Source organism: Pseudomonas sp. LS2P72 (assembly GCF_054897865.1).
This window is the reverse complement of record NZ_CM142708.1, coordinates 6,090,224-6,107,269: the sequence shown is the minus strand read 5'-3', so window position 1 is coordinate 6,107,269 and position 17,046 is coordinate 6,090,224. Positions and strand designations below refer to the sequence as shown.

Annotated in this window: 14 protein-coding genes; 2 read left to right on the top strand and 12 right to left on the bottom strand. The window is 58.0% G+C overall.

Annotation, left to right across the window (positions count from 1 at the left end):
* Positions 1-51 precede the first annotated feature (51 nt).
* From ACYZUA_RS28040 to ACYZUA_RS28015, 6 genes are all read right to left on the bottom strand, one after another.
* On the bottom strand, positions 52-1,074 hold the full coding sequence (locus ACYZUA_RS28040; RefSeq protein ID WP_461961432.1) for a sensor histidine kinase: 1,023 nt from the start codon (positions 1,072-1,074) through the stop codon (positions 52-54).
* Positions 1,075-1,083: 9 nt separating this feature from the next.
* Entirely contained in the window at positions 1,084-2,544 is a 1,461-nt protein-coding gene (locus ACYZUA_RS28035) for an ATPase domain-containing protein (protein ID WP_461961431.1), read from the bottom strand.
* Complete coding sequence (locus ACYZUA_RS28030) at positions 2,541-2,975, bottom strand: hypothetical protein (protein WP_461961430.1); 435 nt, start codon at positions 2,973-2,975, stop codon at positions 2,541-2,543. The genes ACYZUA_RS28035 and ACYZUA_RS28030 overlap by 4 nt, the downstream gene beginning before the upstream one ends.
* A 366-nt stretch (positions 2,976-3,341) precedes the next feature.
* Positions 3,342-4,748: a DUF2252 domain-containing protein gene (locus tag ACYZUA_RS28025; protein ID WP_461961429.1), complete on the bottom strand. Its 1,407-nt coding sequence runs from the start codon at positions 4,746-4,748 to the stop codon at positions 3,342-3,344.
* Positions 4,749-5,005: 257 nt separating this feature from the next.
* Positions 5,006-6,262, bottom strand: coding sequence for an IS256 family transposase (locus ACYZUA_RS28020; protein WP_240890573.1), 1,257 nt, complete (start codon positions 6,260-6,262; stop codon positions 5,006-5,008).
* Positions 6,263-6,386: 124 nt separating this feature from the next.
* Entirely contained in the window at positions 6,387-6,524 is a 138-nt protein-coding gene (locus tag ACYZUA_RS28015; protein WP_461964177.1) for a hypothetical protein, read from the bottom strand.
* Between the two features lie 178 nt (positions 6,525-6,702).
* On the opposite strand from ACYZUA_RS28015, the gene ACYZUA_RS28010 reads away from it, so the two are divergent.
* Entirely contained in the window at positions 6,703-8,220 is a 1,518-nt protein-coding gene (locus ACYZUA_RS28010) for a GGDEF domain-containing protein (protein WP_461964146.1), read from the top strand.
* Positions 8,221-8,413: 193 nt separating this feature from the next.
* On the opposite strand, the gene ACYZUA_RS28005 is transcribed toward ACYZUA_RS28010, so the two are convergent.
* From ACYZUA_RS28005 to ACYZUA_RS27980, 6 genes are all read right to left on the bottom strand, one after another.
* A complete protein-coding gene (locus ACYZUA_RS28005; RefSeq protein WP_461961428.1) occupies positions 8,414-9,406 on the bottom strand; it encodes a LacI family DNA-binding transcriptional regulator in 993 nt (330 codons plus the stop codon).
* A 75-nt stretch (positions 9,407-9,481) separates the two neighbouring features.
* Positions 9,482-10,984: a glycoside hydrolase family 32 protein gene (locus ACYZUA_RS28000; RefSeq protein ID WP_461961427.1), complete on the bottom strand. Its 1,503-nt coding sequence runs from the start codon at positions 10,982-10,984 to the stop codon at positions 9,482-9,484.
* On the bottom strand, positions 10,981-12,126 hold the full coding sequence (locus ACYZUA_RS27995; RefSeq protein ID WP_461961426.1) for an ABC transporter ATP-binding protein: 1,146 nt from the start codon (positions 12,124-12,126) through the stop codon (positions 10,981-10,983). Before ACYZUA_RS27995 ends, ACYZUA_RS28000 begins: the two co-directional genes overlap by 4 nt.
* Before the next feature lie 27 nt (positions 12,127-12,153).
* Positions 12,154-12,996, bottom strand: a complete 843-nt coding sequence (locus ACYZUA_RS27990; protein WP_461961425.1) for a carbohydrate ABC transporter permease — start codon at positions 12,994-12,996, stop codon at positions 12,154-12,156.
* The gene (locus tag ACYZUA_RS27985; RefSeq protein WP_461961424.1) at positions 12,993-13,955 is read right to left on the bottom strand and encodes a carbohydrate ABC transporter permease; all 963 of its coding nucleotides are present in this window, start codon (positions 13,953-13,955) and stop codon (positions 12,993-12,995) included. Before ACYZUA_RS27985 ends, ACYZUA_RS27990 begins: the two co-directional genes overlap by 4 nt.
* 20 nt (positions 13,956-13,975) lie before the next feature.
* On the bottom strand, positions 13,976-15,250 hold the full coding sequence (locus ACYZUA_RS27980) for an ABC transporter substrate-binding protein (RefSeq protein WP_461964144.1): 1,275 nt from the start codon (positions 15,248-15,250) through the stop codon (positions 13,976-13,978).
* Between the two features lie 169 nt (positions 15,251-15,419).
* Here ACYZUA_RS27980 and ACYZUA_RS27975 point away from each other — a divergent pair, with 169 nt between their 5' ends.
* Positions 15,420-16,985: a carbohydrate porin gene (locus ACYZUA_RS27975; RefSeq protein WP_461961423.1), complete on the top strand. Its 1,566-nt coding sequence runs from the start codon at positions 15,420-15,422 to the stop codon at positions 16,983-16,985.
* Positions 16,986-17,046 lie beyond the last annotated feature (61 nt).

Here is a 17,046-nt window from a genome sequence, read left to right as displayed (position 1 = left end):
CTCCGGTTCACGGGGATCGTCGCGCAAGCATTGCGTGGCCAGCGGGAAAACTCAAATCGCCATCGGCAATGTCACGATAAAGGTGCTGCCTTTGCCGTCGCCGTCGCTCATGCCGATCACCGTGCCGCCATGGGCTTCGACCAGCTCGCGCACCACCGTAAGGCCAATACCAAGGCCCGCACCATTGAAGCCGACCGCGTGAACGTCTTGCACAAACGGCTCGAAGATAAATGGCAGGGCCTGGACGGAAATACCGATGCCGTCATCGCAAATGCTCATCTGCAGCACGTTGTTCTTGGCGGTGACCGAAAGCGTGACATTGCCCCCCGCCGGTGTGTACTTGGCCGCGTTGCCCAGCAGGTTGCCGAGAATCTGCGTGAGGCGTACCGGGTCACCCTCCACCGGCAACGCTCCCTCGGGCAGTTCAGCGGTGAAGTGCAAATGGTGAGCGGTCATCACCGGGCTGCACACGTCGATGGTCTGATGGATGATCTGCACCATGTCCACGATGCGGCATTCGAGGCGCAACTTGCCGGTGCTGGCGCGGGAGACGTCGAGCAAATCGTCTACCAGTCGCGACAGGTGTTGCACCTGGTTTTCGATCAGTGCCTGCATGCGCGGCAGTTCATCGCTGGGAACGCGCACCAGTCGTCCGGCGATCATGCTGATGGGCGTCAGCGGGTTGCGTAATTCGTGAGCCACCAGGGTGAGGATGTTGCGTTGTTGTTCCAGGCTATGTTCGGCTGAGGCTTGCAGGTCTTGCGCGCTGAGGGCCGCGATCACCAATTGCGCGTTGGCTTCACGCATCTCCAGGAACAGCCGCTGTTCTTCCTGCGTGCGTTTTGGTTTTTCTGCATCGGACTGCGCCAGCAAAATCGCCAGCACCAATTGCTGATTGGCCTCGATCAGTTGCTCGACCTGCTGGCTATCGACCAGCCGGGTGTTGGCGTCGCTCAGCTCTTTTTGCAGCGCCGCCAGAACTGCCCGCGCCTCAACAGTTTTCTGGCCGAGCAGGAACAGTTCGCGAGCGGCAGTGGCCATCGCTTCCTCGTTCTTGCTATCGGCCGTGCTCATGACCTTGACTCACGCATTGTCTTTTCCGCGGCGTTGCCGAGTTGGCCGGCCGCCGAGTAAGCCTTCCTGGTCCGGCAACATCTCGCCGATCTGCAAACCGTTATCGTCGATGCGGTAAAGCCGTAACTCATCGGAGTGGACGCTGGCCCGCACCTTGACCACGGCCATGATGCGCAGCAAACGGCTCTGCACTTCAATGTAGCGCTGAACGATGATTGCGTCGGTGAGAAATGCCGTGCCGTAAGGGCTGAAGCGCAGGTCGGTGTAGCGGTCTTCCAGCTCTGAGGTCATCAACACGCTGACCCCCACGCTCGTCAACGCAGTGACCATGCGCGACAGCGACTCGCGATAGTCTTCGCGGAAGGTCGGCGCGAGCGCCAGTTCGAAACCTGACAGCGAATCGATGACCACGCGGGTCGCTTTCAATCGGGTGATTTCGCTCAACAGCAAATGCACGATTTCATCGATGGACAGGTCCGGGGCGCGGCTGTCCACCAGGCCGATCTGTCCGCTCTGGATCAGGCCCGCAAGGGTGGCGTTCTGGGAGTGATTAGGCCGTTGTTCAAACACCGCGATCACACCGGTTTCGCCATTGCGCGCGCCTTCGGCCAGGAAGGTCGCTGCCAGAATACTTTTGCCCGAGCCCGACGGCCCGGCCACCAGCAAGGAATAACCACGGGGCAGGCCGCCGCCAAGCATCTCATCGAGCTGTGGCACGCCCATTTTCAAGCGCTTGATGGGGAACTCCAGCGGTGCTTCAACCGGGTTGAGTGCCGCAGGCGCAAAGACCTTGATCCCCGACGTCGCGATGCGGAAGGTGTGCAGCCCCGGCAGTGTCGGCTGGCCGCGCATCTTCATGATTTCCATCTTGCGCACCATGGAATTGCGCTCAACACTCTGGCGCAGCCAGATCAGGCCATCGGCCACGGTGAAAATCGGGTTGGTGTCGGTTTCGGTGAAATACTCGCCAATCAGGAAGGTCGTCGCCTGCCAGGTGGTCATCAACATGCCCAGTTGCTGAACGAACTGCGGCAGGTTGTTGTTCGGGTTGTCCTGGGTCTGGCTGGCCAGCACCACCGAACGGAACGAGTCGACGAACACCAGTGACGGGGAGTGAGCCTCCACCTCGCTGACAATGCGCCGCAGCACTTCGTCCAGATTCCCGGCCAGGGTGTCGTCAGCCAGGTTGATGTAGCGGATCGACTGGTTGATCGCTTGGCTGTCGAAAAAGTCGAACTGCTGCTGGTAACGCAGCATCTTCAGCGGCGGCTCGCCGAGCACCGTAAAAAACAGCGCCGGGCGCTCGGGTGTCGCCAGGGCGAACATCATCTGATGCGCCAGGGTGGTTTTGCCACAGCCAGGCGGGCCTGCGATCAGGTTGAACGAAAACTCCGGCAATCCTCCGCCCAGCACCTCGTCCAGTCCTGGCACGCCGGTGGCCAGACGGTTGATAGTCACTTTGGTGCTCATGGCGAAATTTCCTGCGAAGGGGTGTCGCTCAAAGAAGGTTCCCACACGCCACGAAGCAAACGCGCGGTGAGCGAGGGCCCGATCAGCGTGGTCAGCAGCTCGTAAAAGGTAGTCAACAACACTTCACCGAAAAACAGCGCATCGGCGTCGCTTTGCTCAACGATTACGGACTTGAGGGCAGTCAAATCCATGCCGGACGGCACTCTGTCATAGGTGCGGGCCAGACGCGGATGAGTGGAGGCGCACAGGTGGAGGCTGCGGCGATAAAGCGCTGCAACCCCTTGGTGGCCGATGATGGGCGTGAGGGCTACATCCATATCCCGCAAGGTTGAAATGATCGCCTGGGCGATCCTTGCGATGTCAGCGTTGGGGCCAACACGTTGCGCCAGAGAAGCTACGATCTGGCGGCTCTCTTCGCTTAGCGTGGACATGGCTAACTGATATCTGATGGACAGAGCTTGATGGTACACCCAATGGCGGTATTGGGAGTGGTTTGCGTCAGGGGATTGCGGCAGGGCCCGAAAACCTGACTCTTTCTAGTGCATGGCTCTATAAAGTCCCTCCGGTTAGCTGCACAAACATGGAAACATCGCCTTTGTTGGCGAGCAGGACACGTATTTGTATCGTTTGAAGCGCCCGCAGGAAACAAAACAGCAGGCAAAAAAAAGCCCGCGGGAGGGCGGGCAAACCGTAGTTTCTTGAATGAGCGAGCGCAATGTACCCGTTGGTGAAAGGTCGTGGAGTGAAGAAAAATTCATGTCGATGAGTGTCCGTCGCTTCATACCCGTGAGACACGCCTACGGCAAATGATCCGCGGCAAAGTCCGCTTCCGAGCGCGCCCGCAAACGGCCCCTGCGGCAGGCCTGCTGGAGTTGTTCGAAGTCGCGCTCATTCTGCGCAGTGTAGCTTTGCGCATATTTGACCAACGCGTCGGCCAGCGCATCGCTCTTGCCGATGTAGCCGCTGATGTGTGCGGCGTTTCCGGACGATTTGGCGTGGGCGCGGGCCAACGCACGACCACAAACGCGTCCGTAGGCGGCGAAGGTGTCAGCATCGAACGTCTCGAGTTCAGCCGAGACTTTCATGTCGCGCAACTGGCGCACATAGAAGTGTCGCCCGCTGGGGCCGGTGGTCCAGCCGAGGAACAGGTCACTGGCCGATTGCATCAACCGTTGGCCATCGACCACGCGCTGACCGTTATGCCGCACCCGCAATTTAGTCTTCACATAATTGGCAAGCACCGAACGACGTGCCTCCTTGAACTGCAGGAACAGCGGGAACTCCTGATCATCGGTCAGCAGGGCGACCAGGCAACGAGTCCCGACGCTGCCCACACCGACCACTTTGAACGCCATGTCCTGAACATGAAAACGCGCCAACAGTTCACGACGGTCGGCTTGCAGTGTGCCGGGATAGTCGCGCAGGAACGCGTCGTAAAGCGCACGCCAATTCGACAGGCGTAGCCAGTCGTCGTCGGCATCCAGCAGCGTGGTGTTTTCGTGTAAATGGAAAATTTCCGGCAGGTCATCGCGAATGATCAGTCGGCCATGTGCGTCACGTTCACTGATTTTCGGCAGCAGTTCAGCATGGGTACGCCGTTCGGCTTTTTCGATGGCGCGCTCTACATACTCCAGTGTCGCATTGCTCGCCTGCTGCCGCAGATCGCGGTAACTGATGGACTCGTACCAGGTTTCCATGGCGCTTTGTTCGGCGCATTCGAGCATGGTCTGCTGGTAGGCGCCGACCACTTGGCGGCAGACCGTTTCTTCGACCGTGTCGCCATGGCGCAGGTCGCGCGCCGCCACCACGAAACTTGCCACCAGCCGTTTCAAGTCCCACTCCCAAGGGCCGGGATGGGCTTCGTCGAAGTCGTTGACGCTGAACAGCAGATTGCGTTCCGGCGTTGCAAAACCGCCGAAGTTCATCAGGTGACTGTCGCCGCAGATGGGCGATATCAGGCCCATGTTGGCGGTTGCGGCCAAGTCGTGGGCTTGCAGCAGGGCGTTGCCGCGATAGAAGGTGAACGGCGAGACCAGCATGCGGCCGTAGCGCAACTCGACCAGTGACTTGATGCGGCCTTCACTTGACGCTTTGATCAGCGGCAGAGGGTCGCGGTTTATTTTCCCCATGGACGCCTGCGAACTGCGGGAGCAGTTCTTGCGAGCATCCTTGCCTTGCTTCAAGCGGTCTTTGAGGGTGGTCATGTGGGTTCTTTTGGTGAGTGTTTTAGACGTGTGAGAGATGAGTGTAGAAGGGCCCCGCGTCTTCATCCGAAGTGTTTGGGCTTTGACCGTGGGGTGAAAAAAGGCGTCTGTTGAGTCAACAGAAGGTTACAGTTTATGAAACCTATTGTTGAGCTATCAGCCTCCGCGTTGTTTCTTATGTCCGTTCTAATCCCAAAAAAGGCACCTGCGATAATCTCGTCGAGGGTGTCCTAGATTTTGTGTAAACGGGATTTTTATTAAACCGTTAACAGCCGATCTTCGAACTGGATACTGAAGCGATTCAAGGCCGCTTTCCAGTCCCGGATCGGCATCGTCCACTTCTTGCTGATGTTGTTCAGCGCCAGATAAAACAGTTTCATCACCGCGTCATCGGTCGGAAATGAGGCGCGCGTTTTGATCACTTTGCGCAGGCTCATGTTGATCGATTCGATGGCATTGGTGGTGTAAATCACCTTGCGAATTTCGGCTGGATAGTCAAAAAACGGGATCACCCGAGCCCAGTTTCGCCGCCATGACAGGCTGATCGACTGGTACTCGGCATCCCATTTGGCTTCAAATTCGCAGAGTCGTTGTTCGGCCAATTCGGCGGTTGCCGAGGTGTAAATCAGTTTGAGATCAGCCGCCACCTCTCGCTGCTTTTTCCACGACACGAAGTTCAAGCTGTTGCGCACCATGTGCACGATGCACAGCTGAACGACGGCTTTTGGGTAGACGGCTTCAATGGCTTCAGGGAAACCTTTGAGACCGTCCACGCAGGCGATGAAGATGTCCTGCACGCCCCGATTCTTGAGTTCGGTCACCACTTGCAGCCAGAACTTCGCGCCTTCGGTTTGAGCGATCCACAGACCCAGCACTTCCTTGTGACCGGCCATATTGACGCCGATAGCCAGGTAAACCGCCTTGTTGCGCACGGCGCCAGCGTCACGCACTTTGACGTGAATGCAGTCCAGATAGAGGATCGGGTACAGCGCGTCCAGTGGTCTGGCTTGCCACAGCTTGACCTCGTCACTCACCGCGTCGGTAATCGCCGAGATCAGGCTGGGAGAGACCTCTGTGCCGTACATTTCCTGTAAGTGAGCCTGGATTTCTCTGACACTCAAACCGCGAGCGTAGAGAGAGATGACTTTGTCATCGAAGCCCGTCCAGCGGGTTTGATGCTTGGCCACCAACTGCGGCTCGAAGGACGCCTGCCGGTCGCGAGGGATGTCGAGCGGCAGTTCGCCGAAGTCGCCCTTCAGGGTTTTACCGCTGTGACCGTTGCGCGCATTGGCGGCGGTGTTGGTGATCGCTGCGCTTTTGTCGTGCCCCAAGTGTTCGGTCATCTCGGTTTCAAGGGCCCGCTCCACCAGCATCTTGGTGAGCTGTTTGAGCAGGCCGTTTTCGCCGATCAGATCTTCGGGCTTTTTGTAGTTGGCCAGCAGACTGTCGGCCAGTTTAACCAGTTCAGGATCAGGCTTGACTCGTTTGGCGCGCTTGGGTTTTGGCTCGGTCATTGGATTTCCTTGGGGTAGGCAGTCTCCTGCCAAATGACCGTTTACACAAAACTAATTACACCCTCATCTCGTCAGGTGCCTTTTTTGTTGGGGAGAGCAGTAATGCCATCCGATGCTCGATTCGTTAAACCGCCGAAACTTGCATCTGCAATCGTCGCCCCACCACATCCATCAAATCACAGCCATCGCGCAGCGAGGTCACCAGCACCCGCGCCAGTTCACTTTGAACGCCTTCATTTACCGCGAAACTCTCCAGCTGCACTGAGCCTTCCAGAGTTCTGAGCGGCCTGAGAACAGGTGGCCCAATACGCTACATTCTGTTGCTGCGCCCCTGCTGGACTACTTGTATCCTTATGCATGCACAGGACATGCGCCTGCTGTTATTGCCCCAGTTCAATAACAGCCAGAACGGGAAACCGGACTTTCCAAAAGGTACTGATGTGAAGCGTGATACCCACCTCGTTGTGCTCTTGCTGTTGATTATCGGCTGTTCCCTGGCATCACTGACCATTTGGAAGGTGATGGGTTCTCGAGATCGAGCGCTGGAGGAGGTAAATGTCCACGGGTTGAACCTTACCCAGGCGCTCGCGACCTATTCCGAAGGCATTGTCCGGCAAAGTTCGCTGCTCTTGCTCGGGCTCGTCGAGCGCCTGGAAACCGAGGGTAGTGGCCCCGTGCAGATCCAGCGGCTAAGTGCGCTGGTCAACCGACAGCGGCCCCTGATGCCCCAACTGAGTGGTATCACCATCTACGATAATCAGGGACGCTGGCTGATGTCCTCCAGCCGGCAGATTCCGGCCGCAGCCAGCGCTAGTGACCGTGCCTACTTTATTCATCATCGCGACGACCCTACCCCGGAGCCCTTCATCGGGCCGCCAATTCGTAGCCGGTCTAACCAGGAATGGGTGATCACCGTCAGCCGGCGTTTCAATGATGATCGGGGAGAGTTTGCCGGGGTGGTGGCGGTGACTCTGGGGATAGAAAACTTCCTGCGGCTGTTTGGAAAGCTCGACTTGGGGCAGGAGGGGGCCATTGGGTTGTCCCATACCGATGGTACGCTGCTGGTGCGTTATCCCTTCCGCGAGCAGGACATGGGACGCAATTTTTTGAAGTCGCCGATCTATGCAAAATATCTTGTGGAACAATCGGTCGGCACCGCTTCGTTTACCTCCAGCCTAGATGGGATGGAGCGGCTTTACGCCTTCCGCAAGAGTGAAACGCTGCCGTTGATAACTACCGTCGCGCTTGGCAAACGCGAAGCGCTCGCTGCGTGGCGAATGGAAGCACTGCTGTCAGCAGTGGTGGTGACTGGTCTGCTGGGACTCACCGGCCTCATTGGTTGGTTTTTGATCCTGGATATCCGCCGCCGGACTACGGTGGAGGTGGAACTGAGAGGCACTCAGCAGCAATTGCTCTCATCGAATCGGCAACTGGAGTTGTTGGCGATGAAGGACGCGCTGACCGGTTTGGCGAATCGACGCTGCTTCGATGAGGCCCTAACTATAGAGGCACGGCGAGCTCAACGAGATGGGACGTCGTTGGCATTGCTGATGATTGATATCGACTATTTCAAGTTGTTCAACGATTCCGTTGGGCATGTTGCCGGCGACGCTTGTCTGCAGACGGTTGGTAAGGTCCTGGATGAGTGCGTACGGCGGCCGTCGGATCTGGTAGCGCGTTATGGCGGAGAAGAGATGGGGGTCATCATGCCCAATACCGACGGTGATGGTGCGGCGGTAGTGGCGCAACTTATACTCGACCGGTTGAAAGAAGAGAATATCCCCCACAAAACCAGCCCATTGAGACGAGTGAGTGTGAGTATCGGGATTGCCGCTGCTGCTGGTTCGGAATTGGATCAGTTGCAAGAGTTAGTCGAGGCGGCAGATCAGGCGCTGTATAACGCCAAGGCAGCTGGACGGAACCGTGCTGTGAAGCATGTGCTGCTACTGACTGCCTAAGTCTCCAATCAAGTCAACACAGCCCATGGCTTGAAGGTCGACCACGTGGAGGCTACGTGACTTGATATCGGCCGATTCTCTGGGGTCGATCGCTGGCCAGTGCGAGTACCACGGTGACGGCGCAACACCCCTATGCGCGACAAGCTGGCAAATCAAAAGCAAGCGGGCGTGCTATCACCGAATTAACTCATTCTTAGAGTGATGACCTGACCACCAATGGACAATCAACTGGCTGGGTTCCCGATACCTCAAGGGTCTCGATCAGGTGCCGGGCAGCCTTACGACCGATCTCGTAGTAGGGCAGTTGCACTGTGGTCAGCGGCGGGATGAACAGCTCGGCAATACCGATCATGTTGTCGTAGCCGAGCACGGCGACATCGTCGGGAATTTTCAGGCCACGGCCCAACAACAGCTGATAGGCGCAAAAGGCAATACGGTCGTTACCACAGATCAGAATGTCGAATTGGGGGCGACCTTCGATGATGTGCCGGTCGAGGATGGCTGCGGTTTCACCATAGGCGTCATGAACGGAAAGGTCGTATTGCAGGAGTGCGTCAGGCGCCAGACCGAATGCCTGACAGGCACGCTGCAGGCCTTTTTGTCGCAGACCCCAGGCCAGACTCTGTTTTGGCAGATTGATACACAGAGGGTGCCGATAGCCTTGGCTCATAGCGTGATGTACGGCTCGATACTGCCCTGTTTCGTCGTCTGGCACATAACTCACCAGGCGACTGTCATCGGCCAGGCAATTGGCGAGTACCAGGGGTTTGCTCTTCAATCGCTCGGGAATGCACACATGGCGAAATCCCATGGCGCTGAAGATCAACCCGTCGGGACGGTGCGACAACATCAAGTCGATGTTCTGGTCGGTGGGCGGGTTGCTCAACAGGTTGAGGATAAATACATTCCAGCCGGCTTGCTGTGCGGTCTGTTCGATGGACAGCAGCAACTCGACCGCGAACGGTGTGGTCGCGGTATCCAGCGCGAACACACCGATGGTGCGGGACTGGAGGTTGTCGCCGCGCATCTTGCGCGCCGACAGGCTCGGTACGAATTGCAGTTCATCAATGGCGCGACGCACCCGTTGAAGGGTTTCGGGACTCAGTTTTTCCGGATTGTTGAGCGCTCGAGAAACGGTCATCAGGGACACGCCGGCCAGCTGTGCAACGTCTTTCACTGAAGTCATGCGAGGCGAAACCTGTCAGGTTGACGCAGAATCATGACACATGGCCCGGGCTTCTCGCGACTCGAATGATGCTGCTCACAGCCATCCAGAGCCCAGAGGCCATGCCTTGGGAATCGAGACCCGTCCGCCAGTCCCGCTTGCCAGCAGTTTCACGCCCAGACTGTCGGGGCTCGGATAGAGGCGACTGCTGAAACTGAAGCGGCCGTTTTCGTCGAACACCTCGATGGACGAGCGATCTAGGAACACACGCAATTCCAGTCGCTCTTGTGTCGGGTCTATCGTAACGCTGCGCTGACCGGTGACTTGCGCACCCGAGCGGCTGCGGTCCAGCACCAAACGCTGCAGCGATGCATCGTAGTAAAGCAGGGTTTCTTCCTGGCCATCGTCGCTGCAACGCAAAGCGATTCCGAGGTGGCCGTCGGTGCAACCGAGCAAATCCAGATGCACATGGATTTCGAGCATGTCGCCATTCACTTGCGGCACGCGCCGGGTTCCCGATTCATCCCACCAGGGCGTGCCCGGCAATGGCTCCTTGCGTAAGGCGGCGAGCTCTCGTGCCGGATATACGCAAAGGCGATCGGCGTGCAGTTCAAGTTCGCGCGGCAAACCGAGCATGCCGCACCAGTGATGGGCCTGGCTCGGCATCGGGCTTTCCCACATGTCGAGCCATGCCCACACCAGGCGCCTACCGTCAGCGGCCACTAGCGTTTGCGCGGCATAGAAATCATGGCCGTTATCCAGCTCGATAAAAGGCCCGCCGGTGAAGTGCCATTCGCTGTCGAGTCGGCCCACGCGATAACCAGTCTGGTACTTGTTGAGCCGATCGTAACCCTCGGGTTGCATGCCTTGAGGGGAGTAGAGCAGCACATCGCGTCCGTTCAGTCGGAACAGATCCGGGCACTCCCACATATAGCCATCGCCCGCGCTGCCGCTGGACACATAGTCGAGGAATTCCCAGGTGTGCAGATCCGTGGAACGGTACAGCGGGAGCAACGGCACATCGCCCAGACGCGCGCCGGCAATCAGGTACCAGCAGTCATTCTCCTGCCATACCTTGGGGTCACGAAAGTGCATGATAGCGTCTTGCGGCGCGGTCTCGATGACGGCGCCATGCTTGACGAACCGGATGCCGTCGCTGCTGGTGGCCAGGCACTGGACTTGACGGATTGAACGCTCGTCACCCACTTCCCCCAGCCAGGTGTGCCCGGTGTAGATCAGCGCCAGGGTATCTCCACACACCACGGCGCTTCCGGAAAAACAACCGTCGCGGTCGAAGTCGTCGCCGGGCGCCAGTGCAATGGGCAGATGCTGCCAATGGACCAGATCGGCACTCTTGGCATGCCCCCAATACATCGTACCCCATTTCGCGTCGAAGGGATGATGCTGATAGAACACGTGGTATTCGCCACGAAAGTACACCACCCCGTTGGGGTCGTTCATCCAGCCCACGAGAGGGGCAATATGATAACCGGGTCGATAATCATCGACGACGCGAGACAGACCCTCACGCAGCGCATGCTGCGCAATCTCAAGGGCAGCAGACATTGGAACACTCATGGAATTCAAAGACACAGTCATAGGGCGCGTGCTCGTACCGGGCGAAGAGAAACGCCATCCGGCAGGGTTTCAATGGCGTGTGGATGACGGCTCAAGGCCGCGCCGTCGGCGTCGAACAGGTGCAGGTTGTCGATGTCCAGCTGCAGCTCAACCCGATCGCCTGCCTTCCATCCGGCGCTGACTTCACAACGACAGATCAGAGGCTCATCCTGACCTGTCTCGAGGTGCACATAGGTTTCGCTGCCCAGGTATTCGACCGCGGTCACAACGATGCCAGCGGTTCCCTCCGCCGCCTTGAGCGACAGGTGCTCCGGGCGAATCCCCAGAGTCAGCTGCGCGCCTGCCGGCAGGTTCGAGCTGTCGAAGGGCAGGGACGTGATACCCCATACGAGGGTATCGACCAGGCTGGTTTCGCTTGGAGCCTGCAGGCGTGCCGGCAGAAAATTCATCCTGGGCGAACCGAGAAAACCGGCGACAAAGCGACTGGCCGGACGTTCATAGAGTTCGCGCGGTGAGCCGACCTGTTCTACGCGACCACCATTGAGCACGACAATTTTGTCGGCCAGGGTCATTGCTTCAACCTGATCGTGGGTCACGTAGATCATGGTCGAGCCCAGTCGGGCGTGCAGCCGGGCAATTTCGTTGCGCATCTGCACCCGCAAGGACGCATCCAGGTTGGAAAGCGGCTCATCGAACAACAAAATGTCCGGTTCCCGCGCCATGGCTCTGCCCATTGCTACACGCTGACGCTGCCCTCCAGACAGTTCCTTTGGCTTGCGTTGCAGCAGTTTGTCCAACTGCAGGATTTGCGCAGTTTTCAGCACACGCTCGCGCAGGCTGCTCTTTTCAGTCTTGGCCAGTTTGAGACCAAAGCTGATGTTGTCGTAGACGCTCATGTGCGGGTACAGCGCATAAGACTGAAACACCATGCCGACGCCACGCTCGCGCGGCTCCAGGTCGTTGACCCGTCGCCCGTCGATCAGCAGGTCGCCGCCGCAGATCGAATCCAGTCCGGCGATCAGTCTTAGCAGGGTCGACTTTCCGCAGCCCGAAGGACCGACGAACACGACGAATTCACCCGCTGCGATTTCCAGGTTGACGTCGCGAAGAATCCGCGCGCCGCCCAATTGTTTGTTCACGTTGTCCAGTTTCAATTTAATCACGATGCTGTTCCTTGTCTTTGTTGGGCATCAACCCTTTAACGCGCCGGCAGTGAGACCGGAAACGATTCGGCGCTGGAAGATCAGCACCAGAATCACCAGTGGGACGGTGACCACCACCGAGGCGGCCATCAACAACCCCCAAGGCAACTCATGGGGGCTGCCGCCGGAAATCAAGGCGATGGCGACCGGCACCGTGCGTTGGGTGTCGGTGAGGGTGAAGGTCAGGGCAAACAGGAACTCGTTCCACGCTGCGATGAAGGCCAATAAACCAGTGGTGACCAGTGCGGGCCAGAGCAGGGGCAACAGCACGCGGGTCAGCGTGACCCAGGGCGAGGCGCCATCCATGATTGCCGCTTCTTCCAGTTCATGGGGCAGTTGCCCCATGAACGTGGTCAGCACCCAAACGGTGAAGGGCAGGGTGAAAATCGTGTAGCTCAGAATCAATGCCCAGGAGGTGTTGTACAGACCCAGTGCGCGGATCACTTCGAACAGCCCCGACAGCACCGCGACTTGGGGAAACATCGACACGCCAAGGACCATCATCAAGACCGTGCCACGGCCACGGAACTTCACCCGGCCCAAGGCATAGGCGGCGGTCAGGCTGAGGAACAGCGCCAGTGTCACCACGCTAAGCGCGACCACCAGTGAATTACCGATAGCTCGCAGGAATGAGGCTTGGCTGAGCACCGCCGCGTAATTGGAGAAGTCGGGGTTAGCGATCCAGTAACTCACCTCGAACAAGGCGCTGGACGGTTTCAGCGACGTCACGATGGCGTAGTAGAAAGGGAAAACCGCATACAGCAGCAACACCCCGATCAGACACCAGAACCCGAGGCGCAACAGCGCTTTTTTCAGCAGGCGCGGGCTCATGAGCGGACCTCCAGTTGGCGGCGTCCGAGGTAGAGATAAAGCATGGCGATCACCGCAACGACCAGAAACAACAGCGTCGAGGCTGCGCTGCCGTAACCGACGTCCTGGAACTCCACCAGGTGCTGACGGGCATACACCGACATACTCATGGTGCTCGACGAGTTCGAGGTCAGCACATAGATCACGTCAAATACCCGCAACGAGTCGAGGATGCGGAAGATCGCCGCCACCAGCAATGCGGGCATCAGCAGGGGAAGCGTGACACGCCAGAACACCTTCAACGGGTGAATGCCATCTACCCTGGCGGCCTCGTAGCAATCGCTAGGTAACATCTGCAAGGCCGCCAGCATCAGCAGCGTGACAAACGGGACGGTCTTCCAGACATCGACGATGATCACCGCCCACATCGACAGATCCGCATCGGCCGTCCAGGCCAGAGGCGCGTCAATCAGGCCGAGGCTCAGCATCATATGATTGATGATGCCGAACTGGTCGTTAAGCATCCATGACCAGATCTTTGCCGAGACAATGGTCGGAATCGCCCAGGGAATCAGAATCAACGCACGCACCAAGGAACGGCCGGTGAACCTGATGTTCAGCAGCAACGCCACCAGCAGTCCCAGTACGACTTCCAGTCCCACCGACACCACGGTGAAATGCAAGGTGTTGCGCACCGCGTTCCACCATTGAGGATCAACCAGGATGCCCGACCAGGTGGAACCGTTGTGGAACAGGTAATTGCTCAAGCCGACGAAGGATCCGCCACCGGTGTCCGCGAGGTTGGCGTCGGTCAGGCTGAACCAGAATGTGCGCAGTAGCGGCCAGGCTGCCACCAGGGCCAGACACAGCAGCATCGGTGTCAGAAACAGCCAGGCGGCGCGTACTCGGCGACGTTGTACGGGCGTTTCCCTGGTGAGCAGGAGCTCGTCACAGAGGGCATGGGTAGCAGAGACAGACATGGTGATTTCCTTCCTTTGGCTTACCAGTTCCGGCGTTTGATGCGCGTGAGTTCGCTTTCCAGTTCGGCCAGCGCCTGATCGACAGGCAACTCACCCGCCAGCACGCCATGCACTCGATCGAAGAACGCATTGGAGACCCGTGGATAGCGATCGGCGGTTATTGAGGCGGGGCGCATCACCCCATCGTTGAGAATGCTGTGCAGCTGAGCGTAATAAGGCATTGCCGCGAGCAGTTCGGGATCTTGATACAGCGACTCGATAACCGGGTTATAGGCGCCTATCAAAGAACGACGTTTTTGCTCTTGGGCACTGGTCAGGTAGCTCACCAGTTCGGCGGCAAGTTTGGGATGGGCGCTGTAGCGCGATACCGCCAGACCCCAGCCACCGAGCGTGGATGCATGGGTGCCGGTCTCGCCGCCGCGGGGCAGGGGAGCGACCCCGACTTTGTCTTTTACCGCACTGTCCTGGCTTTGTACCAAGGCCCAGACATAAGGCCAGTTACGCATGAACAGCGCATTTCCCGACTGGAATACGCCACGGCCTTCTTCCTCGGTGTAATTGAGTACGCCCCGTGGGGAGATGTCACCCACCCAGCTTTTCGCCAGGCTCAAAGCCGTTCTTGAGGCCTGACTGTTGACCACGATGTCGCCTCGTGGATTGACCAGTCCGCCTTCCGGTTGGCTGCTGATCCACTCCAGCGCATTGCACGTCAGGCCCTCGTAGGCGCGCCCTTGAAAGATGTAACCCCACGCATTGGGGTTCCCGGCAGTGCGTTCGGCCTGTTGAATATCCCTGGCGGTAGCGGTCATTTCCTCCCAAGTCTGGGGAACCTGCTGGTTGTACTTCTCGAGCAAGTCTTTGCGGTAATACAGCAGACCCGAGTCGGTAAACCACGGCATCGTCACCAGCCGTCCGTTCACCGTGGCGTTATCTACCTGTGCCTGGAAGTAGCCATGGGTTGCGTTGGCTGGAAGCACCTCGCGCAGATCCATCAGATGTTTGGCCAGCATCCCCGGCCACACCATATCGATTTGAATGATGTCGATGTCGGTGGACTGAGCACTGAGGATCTGTTGGTAGAACGACAACCTCTCGGTCGCCGAGTTAGGCGTGGAAACCACCTCGACGTTGTTGCCGGTCTGTTTTGACCACGCCTCGACAGCCTCCTTGCAGAGTTGTAACTCCGCACCCACCGCACCGCACGAGATCGTCAGATCGGCTGCACTCGAGAGGGATGGAAGCCCGGCACAGAGGGTGAGTAATGCTGCTGGAAGGAGCGATTTCAGCTGTTTCATAAAGGCCTCTTTATTTTTGTTTTTATAAAAGTTAACGTTAACATCGCCAAATGTAGCAGCGTATTTGCGATGAGGCATCCTTTTTTTCGTCGATTTTGACAATTCATCATTCACGAAAAAAGGGTCCGTCGCGGGAACGAAAACAATAAAAACAAAACAGGAAATACACATGCAGAAAGCATCAAGCTGGCTACTCGCAGGTGTGCTTGGCACCTCGGCGGCAACCTCTCAGGCCGCGACTCTGGAACAACGCATGGCTGCGTTTGAAGCCCGTGCCAGCGCAGCGGAAAAACGCGCCGCCGCAGCTGAACAGCAAACCCAGGCGCTCGCCAGGGAATTGCAGCAAATCAAACTGTCCACTCCCGCCTTGCAGCCCGCTGCGTCTCCTGCAGCAGCCATGTCGGCGCCTGCTTTGGACACCCGACTGGCAAAACTCGAAGCCCGTCAGCAAAGCATGGAAAAGCAGGGCAGCAGCGGACACCTCACTGACGGCTTCAGCTTCAAGGGGTACGCCCGCTCCGGATTGCTGATCAACGATGGGCTGGGTGGTGGTCGTGGCGGTCCTTATACAACCCCGGCCGGTTCAGTCGGTGGTGCAGTCGGGCGACTCGGCAACGAAGACGACACTTACATGCGCATAGACTTGTCGAAAGAAGCCTATGCGCAAAACGGCACCCGTTCCAAATTCACGGTGTCCATCGCCGACGGTGTGGAGAGTTCCAATGACTGGACGGCCGACGAGAGCAACCTGAACGTGCGTCAGGTATTCACCGAACTCGATCATCTCGCCGCCTTTAAGGGCAACTCAGTGTTCGAGAACTCCACCTTGTGGGCAGGCAAACGATTCGACAGAGATAACTTCGATATCCACTGGCTGGACTCGGACGTCGTCTATCTGGCCGGCACCGGAGGTGGAATCTACGATGTGCAGATGAACAAGAACTGGCGCTCGAATTACTCCTTGATCGGGCGTAACTACGGGGATTTCAGTGAGGGCGGTATCAATGCCGATGTGGAAAGCTACATCCTGACCTCCAACCAGTTCTTCGACAGTGGTCAGTGGCAGTGGATGTTCAATGCCATTGGTTCAAAGAAAAATGACATTGGCACCCGCAGCAATGAAGCGGGTCTGACGCCTGCGGATTCCGGTTTGCACAGCATGCTGGCCAATCACCAGAAAGATTTTTTCGGCAGGGAAGGCTTCTTCAAAACGGCGCTGCTCTACGGGCAAGGTCTGGGGGCAGAGGTCAAGAACATCGGCTCGGATGGCGAGCTGATCGACGACGCCCGCGCTCTGCGTCTGGCGGCTTATGGCGAGACACCCATAGCGCCGGGCTGGCGCATCGGCCCCAGCTTGTTGGCCGAACAAAGCAAGGACAGGTACGTCAAGGGTGACGATTACCGCTGGATGACCCTGAACGTGCGGTTGGCCAATGAAATCAACAGCAATTTCGAGATGGCCTACGAAATGAGCTGGCAAACCATGGACCTCGACCCCAAGGGCTACCTGCAACGTAATGCGGTCGACGGTAACTTCTGGAAGTTCACGATCGCCCCGACATTCAAACCTGATGTTGGCGACCTGCTCACACGTCCCGAATTGCGAGTGTTCGCAAGCCTCATGAACTGGTCTTCGGACCTGGACAGATACAGCACCTCTGACTCCTTCGGCAAGTCGGACTTCAATGCTGGAGGCGTATGGCAGTACGGCATACAGATGGAAACCTGGTTTTAATATATGAACGCGTCCGGCCGACACCAAAGCGCATTGAGTAAGTGATTACCGGTCGAAGCTG

Coding starts and splice junctions, on each gene's coding strand:
- ACYZUA_RS28040 (WP_461961432.1), bottom strand. CDS start 1,074: ATGAGCACGGCCGATAGCAAGAACGAGGAAGCGATGGCCACTGCCGCT.
- ACYZUA_RS28035 (WP_461961431.1), bottom strand. CDS start 2,544: ATGAGCACCAAAGTGACTATCAACCGTCTGGCCACCGGCGTGCCAGGA.
- ACYZUA_RS28030 (WP_461961430.1), bottom strand. CDS start 2,975: ATGTCCACGCTAAGCGAAGAGAGCCGCCAGATCGTAGCTTCTCTGGCG.
- ACYZUA_RS28025 (WP_461961429.1), bottom strand. CDS start 4,748: ATGACCACCCTCAAAGACCGCTTGAAGCAAGGCAAGGATGCTCGCAAG.
- ACYZUA_RS28020 (WP_240890573.1), bottom strand. CDS start 6,262: ATGACCGAGCCAAAACCCAAGCGCGCCAAACGAGTCAAGCCTGATCCT.
- ACYZUA_RS28005 (WP_461961428.1), bottom strand. CDS start 9,406: ATGACTTCAGTGAAAGACGTTGCACAGCTGGCCGGCGTGTCCCTGATG.
- ACYZUA_RS28000 (WP_461961427.1), bottom strand. CDS start 10,984: ATGACTGTGTCTTTGAATTCCATGAGTGTTCCAATGTCTGCTGCCCTT.
- ACYZUA_RS27990 (WP_461961425.1), bottom strand. CDS start 12,996: ATGAGCCCGCGCCTGCTGAAAAAAGCGCTGTTGCGCCTCGGGTTCTGG.
- ACYZUA_RS27985 (WP_461961424.1), bottom strand. CDS start 13,955: ATGTCTGTCTCTGCTACCCATGCCCTCTGTGACGAGCTCCTGCTCACC.
- ACYZUA_RS27980 (WP_461964144.1), bottom strand. CDS start 15,250: ATGAAACAGCTGAAATCGCTCCTTCCAGCAGCATTACTCACCCTCTGT.
- ACYZUA_RS27975 (WP_461961423.1), top strand. CDS start 15,420: ATGCAGAAAGCATCAAGCTGGCTACTCGCAGGTGTGCTTGGCACCTCG.